Annotated in this window: 12 protein-coding genes and 2 pseudogenes; 4 read left to right on the top strand and 10 right to left on the bottom strand. The window is 62.5% G+C overall.

The window, feature by feature from the left end:
- Window positions 1–149: 149 nt before the first annotated feature.
- The 5 genes from AC1DK4_RS14535 to edd form a co-directional block, all read right to left on the bottom strand.
- A complete protein-coding gene (locus AC1DK4_RS14535) occupies window positions 150–974 on the bottom strand; it encodes a transglutaminase family protein (RefSeq protein ID WP_441643389.1) in 825 nt (274 codons plus the stop codon).
- A 37-nt stretch (window positions 975–1,011) separates the two neighbouring features.
- A complete protein-coding gene (locus tag AC1DK4_RS14530; protein ID WP_441618836.1) occupies window positions 1,012–1,965 on the bottom strand; it encodes an alpha-E domain-containing protein in 954 nt (317 codons plus the stop codon).
- 121 nt (window positions 1,966–2,086) lie between these two features.
- On the bottom strand, window positions 2,087–3,559 hold the full coding sequence (locus AC1DK4_RS14525; RefSeq protein WP_441618834.1) for a circularly permuted type 2 ATP-grasp protein: 1,473 nt from the start codon (window positions 3,557–3,559) through the stop codon (window positions 2,087–2,089).
- 281 nt (window positions 3,560–3,840) lie between these two features.
- Window positions 3,841–4,341 carry a gluconokinase gene (locus AC1DK4_RS14520; protein ID WP_441618832.1) on the bottom strand — a complete coding sequence of 167 codons (501 nt, stop codon included), beginning with the start codon at window positions 4,339–4,341 and terminating at the stop codon, window positions 3,841–3,843.
- A 199-nt stretch (window positions 4,342–4,540) separates the two neighbouring features.
- A complete protein-coding gene (gene edd, locus AC1DK4_RS14515) occupies window positions 4,541–6,427 on the bottom strand; it encodes a phosphogluconate dehydratase (protein ID WP_441618830.1) in 1,887 nt (628 codons plus the stop codon).
- Between the two features lie 287 nt (window positions 6,428–6,714).
- Between edd and AC1DK4_RS14510 the strand changes: the two genes are divergently transcribed.
- Window positions 6,715–7,653, top strand: a complete 939-nt coding sequence (locus AC1DK4_RS14510; protein ID WP_441618932.1) for a MurR/RpiR family transcriptional regulator — start codon at window positions 6,715–6,717, stop codon at window positions 7,651–7,653.
- On the opposite strand, the pseudogene AC1DK4_RS14505 reads toward AC1DK4_RS14510, so the two are convergent.
- A pseudogene (locus tag AC1DK4_RS14505) lies at window positions 7,565–9,274 on the bottom strand (DNA internalization-related competence protein ComEC/Rec2); the annotation flags it as partial. The gene AC1DK4_RS14510 and the pseudogene AC1DK4_RS14505 overlap by 89 nt on opposite strands.
- Before the next feature lie 187 nt (window positions 9,275–9,461).
- Between AC1DK4_RS14505 and AC1DK4_RS14500 the strand changes: the two are divergent.
- Complete coding sequence (locus tag AC1DK4_RS14500) at window positions 9,462–9,908, top strand: hypothetical protein (protein ID WP_477116934.1); 447 nt, start codon at window positions 9,462–9,464, stop codon at window positions 9,906–9,908.
- A gap of 322 nt (window positions 9,909–10,230) precedes the next feature.
- The gene (locus tag AC1DK4_RS14495; RefSeq protein WP_477131609.1) at window positions 10,231–11,226 is read left to right on the top strand and encodes an ADP-ribosylglycohydrolase family protein; all 996 of its coding nucleotides are present in this window, start codon (window positions 10,231–10,233) and stop codon (window positions 11,224–11,226) included.
- 77 nt (window positions 11,227–11,303) lie between these two features.
- Here AC1DK4_RS14495 and AC1DK4_RS14490 read toward each other — a convergent pair whose 3' ends face one another.
- Window positions 11,304–12,191 (bottom strand): AbiTii domain-containing protein, encoded by an 888-nt coding sequence (locus tag AC1DK4_RS14490; RefSeq protein ID WP_477117218.1) that lies wholly within the window; start codon window positions 12,189–12,191, stop codon window positions 11,304–11,306.
- A 17-nt stretch (window positions 12,192–12,208) separates the two neighbouring features.
- On the opposite strand from AC1DK4_RS14490, the pseudogene AC1DK4_RS14485 reads away from it, so the two are divergent.
- Window positions 12,209–12,337, top strand: a pseudogene (locus AC1DK4_RS14485) (ADP-ribosylglycohydrolase family protein); the annotation flags it as partial.
- 51 nt (window positions 12,338–12,388) lie between these two features.
- On the opposite strand, the gene AC1DK4_RS14480 reads toward AC1DK4_RS14485, so the two are convergent.
- The 3 genes from AC1DK4_RS14480 to AC1DK4_RS14470 form a co-directional block, all read right to left on the bottom strand.
- Entirely contained in the window at window positions 12,389–13,108 is a 720-nt protein-coding gene (locus AC1DK4_RS14480; protein ID WP_477117219.1) for a DUF8168 domain-containing protein, read from the bottom strand.
- 17 nt (window positions 13,109–13,125) lie between these two features.
- Window positions 13,126–13,800, bottom strand: coding sequence for a hypothetical protein (locus AC1DK4_RS14475; RefSeq protein ID WP_477117220.1), 675 nt, complete (start codon window positions 13,798–13,800; stop codon window positions 13,126–13,128).
- Between the two features lie 223 nt (window positions 13,801–14,023).
- Window positions 14,024–19,135, bottom strand: a complete 5,112-nt coding sequence (locus AC1DK4_RS14470; protein ID WP_477131608.1) for a DEAD/DEAH box helicase — start codon at window positions 19,133–19,135, stop codon at window positions 14,024–14,026.
- Window positions 19,136–19,285: the final 150 nt, after the last annotated feature.

Raw genomic sequence — 19,285 nt, 5'->3', positions numbered from 1 at the left:
CAGCGTGGACATTCCGCGCACGTCCGGCCTTGCCATGCCATGCCATGCCATCTGGCACGAGGCCACTTCAATGCCGCATTCTAGCGCCGCGGGGGCGCGTTCGATACCGCAACGGGCGCCCGCGCGTGGTGCGCGGCGCACCGTCCGATTCACTGTTCCGGTGCAATCGCGATCTCGACCGCCAGCCGCTCGCCACTGCCCCCCTCGCGCACGCCGCGAACCGGCGCGGCCATGCGGTAGTCGCGGCCCACGGCCAGCCGCACGTGGCGCGCATCGCTGAGGCAGCGATGGGTCACGTCGACGCTGCACCACAATTCCCTGCCCGCATCCACGCAGATATCGGCCCAGGCATGGCCGGCCAGCGCCGCGGCCGCAGGGTCGTAGAAATAACCGCTGACATAGCGCGCCGGCACGCCGAGGGCGCGGCAGCATGCCACCATCACCTGCGCCTGGTCCTGGCAGACGCCGCCGCCCAGCGCGAACGCCTCGCTGGCCGAAGTGCCGACATCGGTGCTGTCGGGCACGTAGCGCACGCGCTCGGCAATGCCGCCGGCCAGCGCCAGCAGCGCAGGCACCTCATGCCCCGCCGCGAGGTAAGGCGCGGCAAAGCGGATCATCTCGGGTTCGGCCGCGGTCAGCGGCGTGCCGCCCAGGTAATACAGCGGCGACACGCGCGCCTCGCCCGCGGGCGGCGCATCGCAGAACAGCGGCGCGCTGCCGCCCGCCGCCGGCGTCACTTCCACCACGCCGCTGGCTTCGATCACCAGGGTCCGGGCCGGACCGGCGACGGTGAAGCTGTGCACGATATTGCCGAAACCGTCGCGCGCCTCGGACAGGTTGCCCGGCACCGACAGGTGCCACTCCCGCACGGTCTGGAGCGGCCCCGAGCGCGGTGCCAGGCGCAGTTCGTGCACGCTGCGGCGGACCGGCTCGGCATAGCGGTAGACGGTCTTGTGATGGATCTTGTATTTCACGATATGGCGAGGCCGGCGCGACTACCACGCGAGTGGTTCAGGCAGCCAGCAGCGGCACGAGGAAATCCCGGCTGATGCCGTTGCCGAGGTCGCCGATGCGCTCTAGGAAACTGGTCAGGTAAGCGTGCAGGCCGACGGCGAAGATGTCGTCGATGCGCGCGTATTTCAAATCGGCGTGGAGTTTACCAGCCTGCCGCTCGGTCTCCGAGGAATGCTGGTTGCCCACCAGCGCCAGGATCGCCACCACCTCGTCCAGGCTCGACACCAGCGAACGCGGCATGTCCGGGCGCAGCACCAGCAGCTCCGCCACGCGCTCGGGCGTGATCACCGTGCGGTAGATCTTGCGGTAGACCTCGAACCCCGACACCGAGCGCAGCACCGCCGCCCAGTGATAGAAATCGTTGGCGTCGCGGTTGGGATCGCTGTCGTCGACGGTGCTGGCCTGGAACTTCACGTCGAGGATCCGCGCGGTATTGTCAGCGCGCTCGAGGAAGGTGCCCAGCCGCATGAAGTGGAAGGCGTCGTCCTTGAGCATGGTGCCGAACTGCACGCCGCGCGCCAGGTGCGAGCGGAACTTGACCCACTCGAAGAACTGCGCCGGGTCCTCGCACAGCACGCCATCTGCGATCAGGCGCTGCACATCGAGCCAGGTGGTGTTGATGGTTTCCCAGACCTCGGTGGTGAGCGAGCCGCGCACCGCGCGCGCGTTCTCGCGGGCAGCGCGCAGGCAGCTCATGATCGACGACGGATTGGTCATGTCGCGCACCATGAAGTCGATCACATCGTCGCGCGTGAGCAGGCCGTATTTGTTGTCGAACACGGCGGTCAGCTCGGAAATGTCGAGCATCGCCCACCAGCCCTGCTCCGCCACTTCCGCCGATTGCGGCAGCAGCGAAGTCTGGTAGTTCACGTCGAGCATGCGCGCGGTGTTCTCCGCGCGTTCGGTATAGCGCGCCATCCAGAACAGATGGTCGGCGGTGCGGCTTAGCATGGTCAGTCCCCTCGTACTGCGCTGTTCGTCCACGCCGCCCGCGCATGGACAGCGGCGGCGCGGCAATCCCAACAATCCGCGGGCACGCCTGGCGCGCCCCGCATCCGGCCATTCCGGCGCTTCAGCGCTCCAGCACCCAGGTGTCCTTGGTGCCGCCGCCCTGCGACGAATTGACCACCAGCGAGCCTTCGCGCAAGGCCACGCGCGTCAGCCCGCCCGGCACCATGCGCACATCCTTGCCCGACAGCACGAAGGGCCGCAGGTCGATATGGCGCGGCGCGATGCCCGCTTCCACGTAGGTCGGGCAGGTCGACAGCGCCAGCGTGGGCTGCGCGATGTACTGCTCCGGACGCGCGCGCACCACTTCACGGAAAGTGTCGATCTCCGCGCGCGTGGCGGCGGGCCCCACCAGCATGCCGTAGCCGCCGGCGCCGTGGGTTTCCTTGACCACCAGTTCGTCCATGTGGTCGAGCACGTACTGCAGGTCGTCGGGGCGCCTGCACATATAGGTCGGCACGTTGTTGAGGATCGCTTCCTCGCCGAGGTAGAAGCGGATCATGTCGGGCACGTAGGGGTAGATCGACTTGTCGTCGGCCACGCCGGTGCCGATGGCATTGCAGATGGTCACGTTGCCGGCACGGTAGACCGACAGCAGCCCCGCCGCGCCCAGCGTGGAGTCGGGACGGAACACGAGCGGATCGAGGAAATCGTCGTCGACGCGACGGTAGATCACGTCGATGCGCTGCGGCCCCTGCGTGGTGCGCATGTAGAGGTGCTCGTCCTGCACGAACAGGTCGCTGCCCTCGACCAGTTCCACGCCCATCTGCTGCGCGAGGAAGGCGTGCTCGAAGTAGGCCGAGTTGTACATGCCCGGCGTGAGCACCACCACGGTCGGATCGGCGATGTTCTGCGGCGAGACGCCGCGCAGCATGTCGAGCAGCAGGTCGGGATAGTGGGCCACCGGCGCCACGCGGTTGCGCGCGAACAGGTCCGGGAACAGCCGCATCATCATCTTGCGGTTTTCCAGCATGTAGGACACGCCGGAGGGCACGCGCAGGTTGTCTTCCAGCACGTAGAACTCGCCCTCGCCCGCGCGCACCACGTCGATGCCGGCCACGTGGGCGTAGATGTCGCGCGGCACGTCGATGCCGAGCATCTCTGGCCGGTACTGGGCGTTGTTGTAGATCTGGTCGGGCGGGATCACGCCGGCGCGGATGATGTCCTGGCCGTGGTAGATGTCATGGATGAAGCGGTTCAGCGCCGATACGCGCTGGCGCAGCCCGCGCTCCAGCGTGGCCCACTCGCTGGCGGGAAAGATGCGGGGAATCACGTCGAACGGAATGGTGCGCTCGGTGCCGCTGTTGGACTCGTCCTTGTCGCCGTAGACAGCGAAGGTGATGCCCACGCGCCGGAAGATCAGGTCCGCCTCCGCGCGCTTGTTGCCCATGGTTCCTTCGGACTGGCGCGCCAGCCAGTCCGCGAACTGCTTGTAGTGCCCGCGCACCGCCCCTGCCGGCAGGGGCTGCCCCGCGTGGATTGCCGCTGCCACGCCATCTTGCCAATCGAGCATCTCGTCGAAAAACCGCGCCGCCATGATGGCCGTTCCCCCATGATTTGGGCGCCGCCCAAGCTGCCGGCGATCCCGTTTTGATTGGCTTGTTCTTCCCGGCACAGCATTTCGAGGCCACCACCCGGGCCGGCGAAGCCGCTGGCCATGCGTCATGCGTCGAAGTGCTGTCCTGATTGGGATGATACCCATGGCCACGAAAGCCGCAAGCAGCAAGCGTCCGCGCCATCGATGATATATGTAGCAAGATGCCTGCCAGCCCCGGCGCGCCCAAGGGGAAAAGCGCGCCCCGGACCGGAGTCACCCCCCTAGCGCACCGCCGCGGTCGCGGGCACCTGGGCCAGGATGCGCTGCACCAGCGCCTCCGGCGTCTGCCGGATATCGAGCACCAGCGCGTCGCTCGGCTCTTCCAGCGTCTCGAACTGGCTTTGCAGCAAGGCCGGGTTGAAGAAGTGGTCGCTGCGCTCGGACAGGCGCCCGCCGATCACCGCGGCGTCGCCTTTCATATAGACGAAGGTCACGCCGCCCTCGGACGGCAACAGGCGGTCGCGGTAGACCTGGCGCAGCGCCGAGCAGGTGAACACATGGGTACGGCCCTCGGCGCGGGCCGCGTCGATCGCCGCGCGCATGGCGGCCAGCCAGGGCCAGCGGTCTTCGTCGGTCAGGGGGATGCCGTTATGCATCTTCTCCTTGTTGGCCGCGCTGTGGAATTCATCGGCGTCATGGAAGCCGCAATGCAGGTTCTTGGCCAGCAACTGGCCGACCGTGGTTTTCCCGCTGCCGGAAACGCCCATCAGGATGTAGATCATGTCTGCTCCAACGATCGTGATCGGATGGTTTTCCCATCCTTGTCGGTAGTCCCCGCGCCGTGCGACGGGTGGTTCCTGGAAACCGCCCGTCCCTGCAGCCATGTTCCATGATAGGTCTGGCGTGCGCAGGCTTGGGGTCGCCCCTGCCCGCCGGACGGCGGACAGGGGCACAAAACGGATGAATTGCCCGGGGCGCGGCCTATTGTGCGACGGCCACGGCGGTTTGGACAGCGCCAGGCGCGTCGGCCTCGGACAGGTCGAGCGCGCTGCCGCCCTCTTCGGCGATCCGCGCATGGCGGCGGAACAGCCCGAACAGGCCGCGGCCGACGCTGAAACTGGCGAAGTCGTCGTCCGGCGAGGGCGCCAGCGCGCGCGCCTCGAGCGCGGATTCGCCGGGCGCGCCGCCAAGCCATTCGAGCGTGCCGGCGACAGCGTCGACGCGGATGCGGTCACCGTCGCGCACGCGCGCCAGCGGTCCGCCAGAAAGCGCCTCCGGACACACATGAATCACCGCCGGCACCTTGCCGGAGGCGCCCGACATGCGGCCGTCGGTCACCAGCGCGACCTTGTGCCCGGCGTCCTGCAGCGAGCCCAGCACCGGCGTGAGGCGGTGCAGTTCGGGCATGCCGTTGGCGTTGGGCCCCTGGAAGCGCACCACCGCGACCATGTCGCCGGTCAGCTCGCCGGCCTCGAAGGCGGCCTGCAGGCCTTCCTGCGAATCGAACACGCGCGCCGGCGCCTCCACCACGCGGTGCTCGGGCGCCACCGCCGACACCTTGATCATGCCGCGGCCGAGATTGCCCTGCAGCAGGCGCAGCCCGCCTTCGGGCGAGAACGGCTCGACCGCGCTGGCCAGCACCGCCGCGTCGCCGCTGGCGGTGGGGCCGTCGCGCCACCGCAGCACGCCGTCGGTCATGACCGGTTCCTGCGTATAGCGCGCCAACCCGCGGCCGGCCACGGTTTCCACGTCTTCGTGCAGCAGCCCGGCTGCGAGCAGCTGGCGGATCACGTAGGCCACGCCGCCGGCGGCATGGAAATGGTTCACGTCGGCCGAGCCGTTGGGATAGACCCGTGCCAGCAGCGGCGTGATGCGCGACAGGCGGTCGAAATCGTCCCAGTCGATCACGATCCCGGCCGCGCGTGCCATCGCCACCAGGTGGATGGTGTGGTTGGTCGAGCCACCGGTGGCCAGCAGGCCGACGATGGCGTTGACCACCGCGCGTTCGTCGACGATGCGTGCCAGCGGCAGGTAGTCCGGGCCACGGGCCGTGAGCGCCAGCGCGCGCTGCGCGGCGGCCGCGGTCAGCGCGTCGCGCAGGCCGCTGTCCGGATGGACGAAGGCCGAGCCCGGCATATGCAGGCCCATGATCTCCATCAGGAACTGGTTGCTGTTGGCGGTACCGTAGAAGGTGCAGGTGCCGGCCCCGTGATAGGCCTCGCACTCTGCCTCCAGCAAGGCTTCGCGGCCAACCTGTCCGGTCGCGTAGAGCTGGCGCACGCGCGCCTTTTCCTTGTTGGACAGGCCCGTCGCCATGGGCCCGGCCGGCACGAACACCACCGGCAGGTGGCCGAACTGCAGCGCGCCCATCAGCAGGCCCGGCACGATCTTGTCGCACACGCCAAGCATCACGGCGGCGTCGAAGGTGTTGTGCGACAGCGATACCGCCGTGGCCATGGCGATGGCGTCGCGCGAGAACAGCGACAGCTCCATGCCGGCATTGCCTTGCGTGATGCCGTCGCACATCGCCGGCACGCCGCCCGCCACCTGCGCCACCGCGCCCACCGCGCGGGCGGCCTCGCGGATCACGCCGGGATAGCGCTCGTACGGCTGGTGGGCGGAAAGCATGTCGTTGTAGGCCGTGACAATGCCGAGATTGGCGGCATGTTCGACCCGCAGCTTGAGCTTGTCATGCGCGGGCAGCGCAGCGATGCCGTGCGCCACGTTGGCACACGACAAGCCACGCAGCGGCCCCAGTTCTTGCTGGGCCCGCTCGCAGCGCGCCAGGTAGGCAGCGCGACCGCGCTGGCTGCGCGCGACCACGCGCGCGGTGACGGCCTGCACTTCGGAATGGAGGGCTTGCGACATTCGTGGGAGTTCCTGGTTTGTAGATCCGTGAACGTGTTTTCTTGTAGATTTTCTACATTATATAGAAAGGATCGACAAAAGCATCTCGCGCATGGATCACAATGCGTCGACTAATCCTCAAATATGGCCGGAATAGGTGAAATCCCTAGCAGAAACGCGGGCTCACAGGCGCGGCATTCCATCGCCATTTATGTAGAATATCTACATACTCATCGAACCGCCGGCACATGAATCCGGCAGGCATGCCCGACGAAATCGCCGGCACGCCAACACCGGCCTCCCCCACCATGCGCGACCGAATTCTTGCTGTCTACGACACGCTTCGCCCCTCCGAACGCCGCCTGGCGGATTACGTGACCCGCCACGGCGCCAGCGTGATCCGCTTGTCCATGCCCGAACTGGCCGAACGCGCGGGCGTCTCGCAACCCACCATCGCGCGCTTCTGCGCCGCGCTCGGCTACGACGGCTTCCGCGAGTTCAAGCTGCAGTTCGCCCAGAACGTCGGTGGCGGCACGCCCTTCGTGCACCAGGACGTCAAGGCCGAGGACCGCCCCGCCGATATCGCCGGCAAGGTGTTCGACCGCACCATCGCCACCCTGATGACGGTGCGCAACGCGCTGTCCGCGGATCAGATCGAGCACGGCATCAAGCTGCTCGCCGCGGCGCATCGCATCGAGTTCTATGGCTGCGGCAATTCCGGCATCGTCGCGCTGGACATCCAGCACAAGTTCTTCCGCCTCGGCATCCCCACCACCGCCTACTCGGATTCGCACGTGTTCAGCATGTCCGCCGCCCTGCTCGGCCCGGGCGACGTTGCCGTGCTGGTGTCCAACAGCGGCCGCACCTGGGACATGCTGGCCGCCGCCACGCTGGCCCGCGCGAGCGGCGCCAGCGTGCTGGCGCTGACGCACAGCGGCTCGCCGCTGGCCAAGCTGGCCGATGTCTGCGTGTTCTCCGACGTCGAGGAAGACAGCGAGGTCTACACCCCGATGACCTCGCGCATCTGCCACCTGGTGCTGGGCGACGTGCTGGCGGCGGGCGTTGCGCTGGAGCGTGCCGACATTGTCTCTGCCGGCCTGCAGCGCGCCAAGGCCCACCTGCGCGAGCGCCGCATCGCCCAGGCCGAACCCGCCCAGGTCAACGGGGCGCAGGCGGCGCCGCGCGCCAGTAGCGCCGCTCGTGCTGACGGTAAGCCTGCAGCGCGTAAGCGCCGCCCCGCGTCGTGATCTGCACCGCGCCGGTCTCGTCGCTGCGGTAGCGGGCGATCTCGCGCGAGGCGTAGCGCTCCCACACGTCCGCGCGCGGATGCCGGTAGCGGTTGCCGTGGCCGAGCTGGAACAACGCCAGCTCGGGCGCCACCACGGCCAGGAACGACGCGCTCGATGAGGTGCCGCTGCCATGGTGCGGCACCTGCAGGAAGTCCGCGCGCAGGTCTTGCCCCGGCAGGCGCGCCAGCAAGGCGGCCTCATCGCGCCGGCCGATGTCTCCGGTCAGCAAGAGGCTGCGCCCGCTGCCCGCCACCTTCAGTACGCACGAACGCGCATTGCTGTCGAACGCGGCATTGCCTGCCGCCTGCGGCAGCGGATGCAACATCGAAAAGCGTACGCCGTCCCATTCCCACGCCTGCCCCGCCGCGCAGGGACCGACAGCGGGCAATGCCATGCCGGGGGGCAGCACCAGCAGCGGGTGCGCCGCTGGCGCGGCCGTCAGCACTGCCTGCACCGGCAGCGCCGCCATCACGTCGCGCGCGCCGCCGGCATGGTCGGCGTCTTCATGGCTGATCACCAGGCGGTCGAGCGCGCGCACGCCGGCGCCGCGCAGGTAAGGCACGATGACGCGCGCACCGGCGCTGTTGCCCGGCTGCGCCGCGTCGGCGCCCCAGCCATAGGCTGGCCCGGCGTCGTAGAGCAGCACGTGCGAGCGCGTCTCCACCAGGACCGCGGTGCCCTGGCCGATATCGAGCGCGGTGGCGCGGAATTCGCCATGCGCCACCGGCTGCCGCCCGGCCAGCACCATCGGCAACAACAACATGGCGCCGTGCAGGCGCGCACGCAGTCCGCAGCGCATCGGGGCCAGCAACACCAGCGCGCCGGCCAGCGCCAGGGCAACCGCCAGCGGGCCGGCGCGCGCCGCCTGCCAGACCGCCCACGGCGGCGCCGCCATCGCCTCGAGCGCAACCATCAGCCAGTCCAGCAGCAAGTGCGCCGGCGCCAGCAGCCAGCCGGCCGCCGGTGCCGGCAAGGCAGCCGCAAGCAGTGCCAGCGGCGTCACCAGCAGGCTGATCAGCGGAATCGCCACCGCATTCGCCAGCGGGGAGATCACGGAAACCTGCTGGAACAACAGCAGGGTCAGCGGCACCAGGCCGATGGTCACGACCCATTGCGTGCGCGCGGCCTGCGCCAGCGCGTGGCGCGCGCGCTGCCACCGCGACGCTCCGGGCCCGCGGGCGGGCGCCGTGGCGCACAGGAAGATCACGCCCACCGCGCCGAACGAAAGCCAGAACCCCGGCGACAATACCGCCCACGGATCGAGCGCGACCGCCACGAACGCGGCCCAGGCCAGCACCAGCGAGGCCGGCGGCGCGCGTCCGCTCCACAGCGCCAGCGCCGCCACCGCCAGCATCGATACGGTGCGCTGGGCCGGCACCTGCATGCCCGCCAGCAAGCTGTAGGCGAAGGCCGCCAGCACCGCCACCACCAGCGCCGCGCGCCGCGCCGGCCACCACAGCGGCAAGGGCCGGCGCAGCCAGCGCCCCAGGCCGAAGGAATGCCGCCATAGCCAGGCCGCCAGCGTGGAACAGAGACCGGAGATCATGGTGATGTGCAAGCCCGAGATGCTGATATTGTGTCTATGAATACATACAGTGCCACCGGAAGTCTTGACTTGGATAGCGAACCAGTGGCAGACCGGGAACCGGTATGAAGATGGCGAACCAATGCAGCAGTCGGCCAGTTGCTGCACAGTCGATGCCACCATTGCGTAAGCCATCGTGGTATTGCAGACCGGTTCACATCTTCGTCATTGGAGAGCGCCCATGTCACGCCCACGTAGGAAAAGAAGGAGCGACGAACTGCTACAGCGTTCGGGCGAAATTAAGCGGCTTCGCGCCAGCTTGGGTATTCGCGCCGACAGACCCCGATCATTGCCGCCAGAACGGGTGACCATGCTCACCATGCACGTCGAGGGTGAACTCACAGAACCGATAGCAGGAACTTCGCAGTTTTCCATCATGGCCTATGTCAATGCGAACCCGGTCGTCGGTCGGGTGGAGGTGCCATCGATTGGCGCAATCATTGCTATCAAGCCGGTTCTACAGGGCGTTATCGACCTATCCCCAAGTGAATTTCAGTCTCTACTAGCGATGGCGTCTACTGGAATGCTTCGATCATGTTATCTTGTCGTCACAAAACCTCGTTACCGCTCGGCCTTGATTGTCACCATCGACTTCAATTCGAAGACGGTGGATGAGGTGGACGAATAGCCGATACCCATCGATGTATCAGTCGGCCAATCACTAGCATTGCAACGGTCGCCACTACTACAGCCGATGACTGTGTTCGGTCAGTGCCCCAGCCCATTTGGCAATGGTCATAGTCAAAGCAGGCAGTCCGACACTCACAGTGCGGGCTGTAAACCATTGGAAGCGCCATGCGTTTCCATACGTGACCAATGGTTGCAACAGTCGCACGACACTGGTCCCAGCAGTCATTGGTGGGCAGTGGTCCTATCCGCGCCATTGCTACCATTGGAAGCGCCAGCCGCTACCATATGCAGCCAACGGCCCAATAGTCAGGAGAACGAATTTGACAGAAGAAAATGATGGATTCGCAGGACTGTTGCCGGATCATGGGTCCAATGCGGCCATTGGCGGACTGGTCGGCTTACTGGTTGGCGATGCGCTCGGGGTCGGTTACGAGTTTCATCCGCCAGAAGACTTGCCGAGTCGGGACCAGATCGAGATGGAACCACCGGTTGGCTTCAGGCGTGCGCATGCTGGCGTACCCATTGGGACCTACAGTGACGATGGTGCCCAAGCCCTTTGTCTTCTCGCCAGTCTGCTGGAATGCGGCAAATTCTCACTGACCGACTTCGCGGACAGGCTGCTGCGCTGGCTGGATGATGGTTACATGGCCGTTGATGGCGATGTCTTTGATTGTGGCAACCAGACCGCTGAAGCCTTGGGCTACCTGCGCGACGGCGTGGCACCGCACGAATCTGGTGGTACATCCGAGAGGGACAACGGAAACGGATCACTGATGCGTGTTCTGCCGTTGGCCCTATGGCATACCGGCAGCGATGAAGCATTGGTCCGGGACGCACACCTTCAGTCATTACCGACCCATGCCCATCCCCGGTCACTGGTAGCCTGTGCGTTCTACTGTTTGGCCGCAAGGGGATACTTGAACCAGCTTCCCGATCCGTGGGTCTGGGCTGATGGCCGTCTGGCCGAAATTTACCAAGACTGGCCCAATGAACGAGAACGGAAGGCGTTCTTGCGCGAACTGGACGTGCTGAGAGGCTTCCCAAAGACTGACCAGCCGCGAGGGACCGGGTATGTCATTGACACAGTCTGGTCCACGCGTCGCGCACTGGAAGAAGCGTCGTTCGAAGCCGTGGTCCGCGCTGCTATCCAATTCGGGCACGACACTGACACGACTGCTGCCGTCGCTGGTGGGCTGGCCGGGATCAGGTTCGGACTGGCCGGGATGCCAACGCGATGGCTGGAACAGCTTCGCGGGTTCGAAGTGGTGGAACCATTGATCTTCCGATTCGAGGCGACGATGCCAGACAACCCGTAGTCGTCATTTAGCGAATTCGCCCCACGGCGTGCAGGAATGCATGGCCGTGGGGCGTGATGCGACTGGAGGTCTGTGGCTCAGGAAAGCAATGTCGTGATAGCGGCTGTGAGACCAGAGGCAATAAGGTTTCCGGCTGCGCCTTCACAAACCTGCCGGATGGAGTTCAGCGCGGTTCTAAGCCTACCTTCATCAGGTTCGGACTTGCATGTTTCACGGTCGAGGTCGTCCAAGAGTTGTGATACCTGATTTGCCGTGTTGGCAGGTAGCGCATTGATTGATGCTCTTGTTTGCTGAACTAGATCACGCACACTATCAACAGATAGCGATCCTGTGACCTGTTGATTGTTAGTCACCGTTGCGTTGTCGGAAACGTTTCCTACAACGCCTGCATTTTGGATAAAAAACTGTTGTGTCACTGGTTTCGCCTCCTGCTTTTCCGTAAGGGTGAACGACATGTTTTCACCCAGAACGCCAGCCTGTTCCAGCTTGAGACTCCAATCAAGGGTAAGATTTCGAACTGAATCGAAGATTCCAGTTAGGTGTCCCTTCGACAAGCGGAGACTGAACTTCATGTCTTCGCGAAACAGTTGTTGGAGACCCCGTTGCTGTTCGAAGGGGAACGGAAGCATTGCATGATCGCTATCATCGGCGAGCAACGGTTCCATCGATCCAAGAGATTGGCCCACCCGTGCCTCTGAACAAAGGTCGTGAAGTTCCGAATCTGGAAACTGCACAGGAATCCACCCACGAATTGGGTTGAATGCTTGGCATTCGCCAGTAAAGATTCGATACTTTGGCAGATAGGATAGGTCGCGGTATCCGTTCAGCTCGCAATCGATCCAGTCCACTGCATCAGCCACTGCAAGTTTTGTCGCCACCAGTTTTGCCGTTCGGACTAACTGAACAACGGACGCGCTTTGATCCACGGCCATACGTTGTAGTTCTATAACCAGCGGGAGGCTCATCGCATTACTGGTGTAGTTTGAAAGCAACAGTATGCCACACGGAAATTCCGTCGATGGCTGAACTCGCCATCCTCATCGGCAACGACACAGACACAACTGCTGCCGTCGCTGGTGGGCTGACCGGGATCAGGTTCGGACTGGCCGGGATGCCAACGCGATGGCTGGAACAGTTGCCGGACACTGACCGGACGACATTGTTAGCAGTTGAGGATGTAGCCGTCAGCGATGGCCCACGCCGTCGTCAACAGCTTGACGGCGTCTGCTTCCGGGACGACATCGGGTTCTCCGTGACGTGTTGCCCGCGCTGCGGTTTCCAGTAACCTTGTTGCAGATTCATCACAACCTGCGATCTGACGTAAGGTGTTCCACTGCGTTGCCTTGTTTGTCCGGTCGAGTGATCGGGTGGCAATGCAGTGCTGTCGCAGCGATTCAATGGCGCGGTAACAGTGGAACGCAACGTCATCGGGTTCCTTCATCGCCGTGATAAGGTCCCGCAAGCAACGGTGGATGAAAACCCCCGCTTCGCCTTGCAGCTTGGGACGCATGGCCGCAATTCGAACGTCAAGATCGACCCCGCGATTTAGGTCGCTGATACACCGCACGTCAATGCCAAAGACTTGATCGAGGCCGACTTCCGGGCAAATCGCCCTTCGGATTTCGACATCGTGGGTGTGGCCTAGGACGTATCCCACCATGTCCATTTCCAACTGGACAAAGTACTTGACGACGTTTCTCAGGTCCAGTGCGTTCCACTCAACGTCTGTTTCAACCCAGACGGCAACCTGATTCAGAAGAATTCGAACATCGGCTTTCGCATCGACGCCGGATGCAGCATGCCTGAACTTCGCGGAGATGCGGTGATCCGGTATCTGAGCGCGTTCGGGATGGACTATGCCATCAAGGAAGTATCGGTACATGGGTCGTGCTTACCCGTTTAGCCATTAATTCCGTCATGCGCGAGAACGCTCGGATGTTCAACGCGCTCCCAGTTTGCCAATGCGGAAGTCAAGCCGTGCGCATGTCGATCCAAAATACTGTCTCCGCCATCTAGCTGCGGCATCAGCAGTCGTATCGATGTCCATAGGCGACGCACATGCTGTACCGAATCAGGAAGTAGAAAGGCGTCGGGTGACAGGCGAGACGCATACTTTCGCAACAGCATTCGGGCTCTTGGATGCGGGTGTCCTCCAACTTCGCAATGGTGCCAATACTCTTGATCGCGGAAAATTCCGCCTGACGCCTTGCGCATGGCCTGCGGTGTGAACTGCCGACGTAAGGCAACCGGGTCCGCGCCATACCATCTTTCAAGCTGCGAAGGGTCGGCATAGGCTTGGAACGCGAGATATTCAACCTCGATAAGTTGCCTGAGAAGAGTCCCTGCCGGGTACTCTCGCTGTGCGCGAAGCAGGATCGCAATTCCACTTGCAAGCTCCGACGCAAGGTTGGCTAGAAGGGCGGCAGCGAGTAGTCGGTCGCTTTTGAAGAGATGACCCGCGACGTGCAATTCGCCAGCTATTCCGCTGAACGCAACGGACGCCGATTCGAGTGCTTCGTAGCGCGATGAAACAATCTCGTCGTTTGCTGCGGCGGCCATGAACGACTCGATCATGCCTAATCCGTTCGAACCTGAACTCATGTTAGTGCCTCATGGCTGTCGCAATCTGAAGCATGTGATTATCCTCTGGCATCTGACGGACATCGCCAGTATCGGCGCAGAACATGAAGTCGATCCCATCGAAGACCTTCGACCGGCCTGTCCGAACTGCCACGCGATGCCGGTCCCCGACGTTGCTTCGGGCGACCGTAACACCCACCAGTATCGACGACAAGTGTTACCGCTGGCCTTTCTTGGCACGTACTCGGGCACGATCCCAATCGACCACGGCACAGGGTACGCCATTCGGGCCAAGCACGCCTTGTTCAACTTCATCGTCCTCTTCCTGCTGACCGCTGTCGGCAACAACCGTCAGCGCAGGTGCGGCTACCGCATGCTTCGACTTGCCATCCGGCTGGACCGATTGCTGAATATCCAGTCGTGGCAGCGACCGAACGATCTTCATCGTTTCCAGACTTACCGTCACCACGCGCTGGAACAATTCCAGTGGGTAGCGTGGGTTGCCTATGGTTTCCGCCGCCCAATCGTTCGCGTCATTGACAATGCCGCTGTCCTTGTCGGTCTTCACGCACTGGCGTTCTACTACCCAATCCAGCGCCGGTTTGCCGTTCACCACGTACTCATAGGCTTCCAGCGGGATGCCGGTCAGGGTGATCTTGTCGTTGTAGTGCAGCGTAGTCAGGTCTTTGTCCTTGCCCTTCTTGCCATAGCGCATCTTCTCGACGCGGTAGTCGGCATCGGTCAACAGCAAGCCGCCGCCGACGATGTTCAGCGGGTACTTCTCCACCGATTCATAGTTGACGTGCAGATCGGCCAGCTTTCGGCCAGCCTTCGAGAAGGCCCAGAAGGCAGCAGCGGTCTTCACGCAAGGGATACGGGGCAGTTCCTTGCGCAGCGTGTCGGCGTATCGTTCCCGGTAGTCCGGCGCGTGCAGCAGGCCGTAGACGTAGTAGAACACATCGTCTTTGCCAATGTGCTCACCCGGATAGGCCGCTTGGACGTGCATCAGACCTTCGTCCGTCAGCGCATCTCGGCGTTCGTGCTGTGCCGTGGCTGCGGTCGGTGTTTCGAACAGTTCGGCGTTCGGTGACGCTTCGGCGATTTCATCGACAGGTTCGTCATACAAGTACAACGGGAAGCATTGGGACCCGTCGATGTCCGCCGTATGCAGACTTGGCACGCTGTTGACCATCAATGCCGTGAATGCTGTACGCCCGCCAGTACCTGACAAGACGATGACCAGATTCTCCGCTTCCGCGTGCGGGAACATGCGTGGCACCCGGTACACCATTTCATTGAAGCGACGGTTGAAGTACAGCCACTGTTTTGTGAACGGGCGATACACGCTAGGGATGAGGCATTGCGCTTCAAACTCAAAGCGGCGGTCTTTCACCAGTTCTTGCTTCAGTGCACGCGTCCAACTGATCTTCGTGGGGTCGGTGTCGATGAAGCCATCGACCTTGGCTTCCCGCGCCTTTTTGTCCACCCCTGCCGTGGCTTTGGCAAACCGCATCGCTTCATCGTTGTAAGCGTCGATCATGCGGGTCATGTTCGCCACTACGTCGGCCTTGGAAGAGTTGTAACACCAAGCATCGCGCTGAGTCTTGACGCCACCGGAGTAGCTTTCAAACAGCGCCTGCTGTTCCTTCCCATCCTTGTCGCCAAGGGCGATGTACTCACCAAAGCGGTCGTCCCGCTGCTTCAACCAATCGCCATGCTGGTCCGGCGTGATAGACCGCCAGCCGTCACCTTCCGTGATCCCGGCGATGCTGGCGAAAGCACCAATCCTGTCCAGCTTCTCTTCGCGGGTCAGGTAGTCGCCGATGTCGTGGAAGTAAATCTGGCCGTGCCGAGTTGCGTTTGGATTCTTGATCAGCACCGAAATCGCAATCGGCGCACGGCTGCCACCGCCAAAAATCTTGCCGCCTTCCCTACGCGATACTTCACCAGAAGTTCTCTGATTTCCCCGCAGATGGAACACATAGATGCTGCTGAACTCGTCGGCCAAGCACTTACGCAGGCCATCGGCGGTGTTGGCATCCAAAAATCCCGCATTGGTGACAAAGCCGATCACACCGCTGTTGCCGACGCGGTCGCTGGCCCACCGGATCGCGCGGATGTAGCTGTCGTACAGCGCATTCTTGTTCGTGGCACTGGACCGCTCGGCATACGTGCTTCGGATGCGGCTGTCGAGATGTGGGTATGCCACATTCTGGTTGTTGTCGTTCGCGCTGTCCTGACCAGCCGAGTATGGCGGGTTGCCGAAGATGACGCGGATGTCCAACTTCTTCTGGCGCTTGCGGCGGGCGCTGTTGTTCGCCAGCAAGGCGTCCACCATATCTTCCTTCTCGTAAAGCTGGAAGGTGTCGGTGAGACAGATGCCTTCAAAGGGCTGGTACTTACCGCCGACAATGCCGTGATACACCGCTTCGATGTTGATTGCGGCGATGTAATACGCCAGCAGCACGATCTCGTTCGCGTGAATTTCGTGCTTGTACTTATGCGGCAGTTCTTCCGGCTTGATCAGTCCGCTTTGCAGTAGCCGAGTGATGAAGGTTCCAGTTCCGGTGAACGGATCGATAATGTGCACGCCCTTGCTGCCAAGCGTCTGGCCGAATTCGGCTTGCAGGATGTGGGCAACGCTGTGGATGATGAAGTCCACCACTTCGACTGGCGTGTAGACGATGCCCAACCGCTCGGTCATCTTGGGGAAGGCATTGCGGAAGAATTTATCGTACAACTCCACGACGATCTTTTGCTTGCCCGCCGCATTGTCGATGCCTTCGGCACGCAGCTTCACGCTTTCATAGAAGCGTTCCAGTGTGTCCGCTTCCTTGTCCAGTCGGTGTTCATGTAGCACATCCAGAACGTTCTGCATGGCGATGGACATTGGATTGTGCTGTGCGAAGCTGTAGTCTTGGAACAGTGCGTCGAACACCGGCTTGGTGATGAGATGCTGCGCCAGCATCTCGATGATTTCGCCGTCCGTGATGCTGCCGTTCAGGTCGTCGCGTAGTTCGTGGGCGAAGGCGTGGAAGGCTTCCCGTTCCTTGGCATTGTCGGGGTTCTCGATGATGCCGGTGATGCGGTCGATGTGGGTGCGGGCGATCTTGGCGATGTCGTTGGCCCAATCTTCCCAATGGTGGCGGTTGCCGACCTTCTGTACCAGCTTGGCATAGATGGCCTTCTCGATCTCGCCGATCTCAAATTGCAGGTCGATCTGATCTTCTTTACTAGAACGTTTGCCGACTTCGCCGATGGTATAGCCGCCCTTCGCGGCGTCCTTGTTCTTGGCACCCTTGGACTTCTTATCCTGCTTCTTCTGGATTTTGTCGGTGATGGCGATGATCTCCATCTTGCTGGTGTCCTTGCCGACCAAATCCAACTTGTTCACCATCGCATCGAAGCGGTCATCGTGCGAGCGCAGGGCTTGCAGAACTTGCCACACCACACCATAGGTCTTGTTGTCGTTGAGTGCGTCATGCGCTTCCACGCCTGCCGGGATCACCACGGGCAGGATGACGTATCCCCGCTTCTTTCCGGGGGCGGTGCGCATAACACGACCCACAGACTGCACTACGTCTACCTGAGAGTTGCGCGGCGTCAGGAACAGCACGGCATCCAATGCGGGAACGTCCACACCTTCGGAAAGGCAACGGACATTGCTAAGGATACGGCAGGTGTTTTCCGGTGTTTCAGCCTTGAGCCACGTGAGCTTTTGTTCTTTTTCGCTGGCGTTCATGCTGCCATCCACGTGTTCGGCTTCGCAGGTAAGGCGGGCCACCTGTTCGAATTCTTCCTGTTCCTGATACGCCTCAACCACGGCTTGGAACATGCCTGCGATCTGCTTCGAACTGACCTTATGCGCCTTCGCACCTTTCGAGACTTCAATGACCTGACAGAAGGCCACGGCACGTTGCATGGCTGCGCCATCGCCCACCAAGTCATCAGTCAGCCCCTGTTTCGAGAGTGCCTTCCAACAGCCGACGATCTTGGCGGCGTCGTCCACCTTGAGTTGGTTGTTGTCATCTGCCAGCAGGGATTGCAGGCGACGGCTGACGTGGGCTTCTTCCACCGCCAGTACGATGACTTTGTAATCGACCAGCAGACCACGCTTGACGGCTTCCGAAAATGTGATGACGAACAGTTCCGTGCCGAACAGTTCTTCGTCATCCATCGAACACAGCGCCACATTGTCCTTTTCGGCGCTGGCCTTCGCGGCATCGCCATAGATACGCGGCGTGGCAGTCATGTACAGGCGCTTGGCACTGCGGATGAAGTCGGCGTCGTGGACCTTGACGAAGGCGCTTTCGTCGTCGCTGTCGAAGGTGGCCCCGGTGGTGCGGTGCGCTTCGTCACAGACGATCAGGTCGAACGCCGGTAGGCCGGATTCCTTCTGGGCACGGCTGATGACATCAATGGAATGGTAAGTGCTGAAAACGACGCTCATATGCTGCGCGTCGTGTCGCTTGTTCATTTCCGCCGCAAGGCGTGCCGGTTCGGTCGTCGCCGGATAGCGCAATTCGTGAACGAAGGTCTGAACAGCGTCATCTTCCTTCTTCCGCTTTTTGCCCACGTCGCTGTCCGAACACACGGCAAAGCTATGAAGCGGCGTCTCGCTTTCCTGTGTCCATTCGGTCAAGGATTGCGACAGCAATGACAGGCTTGGAACAAGGAACAGGACGCGCTTGCCAGCACCAGCCAATGCTTCCGCAATCTTCAAACTGCAAAAAGTCTTCCCCGTACCACATGCCATTATCAACTTGCCACGGTCGGCATCCGCAAGACCATGAACGACCGCGTTCAACGCACTCGTTTGGTGCTCGCGCAACAGCTTTTTCGGCTTGATGACCGGTACGGCCTTCGGCTGGTACTGGCTCCAATCGATCTGGCTCTCTTCAAGGGCGGTCAGGTCGATCTTGCTGACAGGCGGCTGCTGGTCAAGCAACGCGTCTTCGGCGTGGTCACTCCAATGATTCGTCGTGGCGACGATGATCCGGCGCGTGAAGGGCTTCTTGCCCGATGCCGTGAAGAAGCTGTCGATGTCGCTCTTCTGGACCTTATGATCCGGCGCAAACAGCTTGCACTGAATGGCGTGATATTCGCCGGTGCCCTGCGTCTTCGAAACAAGGTCGATACCAGCGTCGCGTTTGTCCAGTCCTTGTAGGTCCGCCCACTGTGCATAAGTCCACACATCGCTGTACAGATCGCGGTAAGTGGCTTCGTTGCGCAGGTAGCAGACGATCAACTCTTCGAAGTAGGTTCCTTTCTCACGTTCGGACGCGGCGGCTTGGCGGAAGGTATCGAGCAGTTTTTCTAGGGCGGTCATTCTTGGCTTGTCGTCCGAAGGTCGCTTGGCGCAACGTGAAGGTGGCTATTATGCCTTCGCGTTCCGACGTATCGGGCGGATCAGTTGTTGCGAATGACAGACGGTGGCTAAAGATCGGTTGCCCGAAGCAGCATTTGTGATGGCGATGCA

Source organism: Cupriavidus sp. 05N38, assembly GCF_056397345.1.
The sequence above is the reverse complement of the archived record's forward strand: the minus strand, read 5'-3'. Positions and strand labels throughout refer to the sequence as shown.

Excerpts from the sequence above, each read along its gene's own strand:
- AC1DK4_RS14530 (WP_441618836.1), bottom strand. The coding sequence starts at position 1,965 with ATGCTAAGCCGCACCGCCGACCATCTGTTCTGGATGGCGCGCTATACC.
- AC1DK4_RS14525 (WP_441618834.1), bottom strand. The coding sequence starts at position 3,559 with ATGGCGGCGCGGTTTTTCGACGAGATGCTCGATTGGCAAGATGGCGTG.
- AC1DK4_RS14520 (WP_441618832.1), bottom strand. The coding sequence starts at position 4,341 with ATGATCTACATCCTGATGGGCGTTTCCGGCAGCGGGAAAACCACGGTC.
- edd (WP_441618830.1), bottom strand. The coding sequence starts at position 6,427 with ATGTCGCAAGCCCTCCATTCCGAAGTGCAGGCCGTCACCGCGCGCGTG.
- AC1DK4_RS14510 (WP_441618932.1), top strand. The coding sequence starts at position 6,715 with ATGCGCGACCGAATTCTTGCTGTCTACGACACGCTTCGCCCCTCCGAA.
- AC1DK4_RS14500 (WP_477116934.1), top strand. The coding sequence starts at position 9,462 with ATGTCACGCCCACGTAGGAAAAGAAGGAGCGACGAACTGCTACAGCGT.
- AC1DK4_RS14490 (WP_477117218.1), bottom strand. The coding sequence starts at position 12,191 with ATGAGCCTCCCGCTGGTTATAGAACTACAACGTATGGCCGTGGATCAA.
- AC1DK4_RS14480 (WP_477117219.1), bottom strand. The coding sequence starts at position 13,108 with ATGTACCGATACTTCCTTGATGGCATAGTCCATCCCGAACGCGCTCAG.
- AC1DK4_RS14475 (WP_477117220.1), bottom strand. The coding sequence starts at position 13,800 with ATGATCGAGTCGTTCATGGCCGCCGCAGCAAACGACGAGATTGTTTCA.
- AC1DK4_RS14470 (WP_477131608.1), bottom strand. The coding sequence starts at position 19,135 with ATGACCGCCCTAGAAAAACTGCTCGATACCTTCCGCCAAGCCGCCGCG.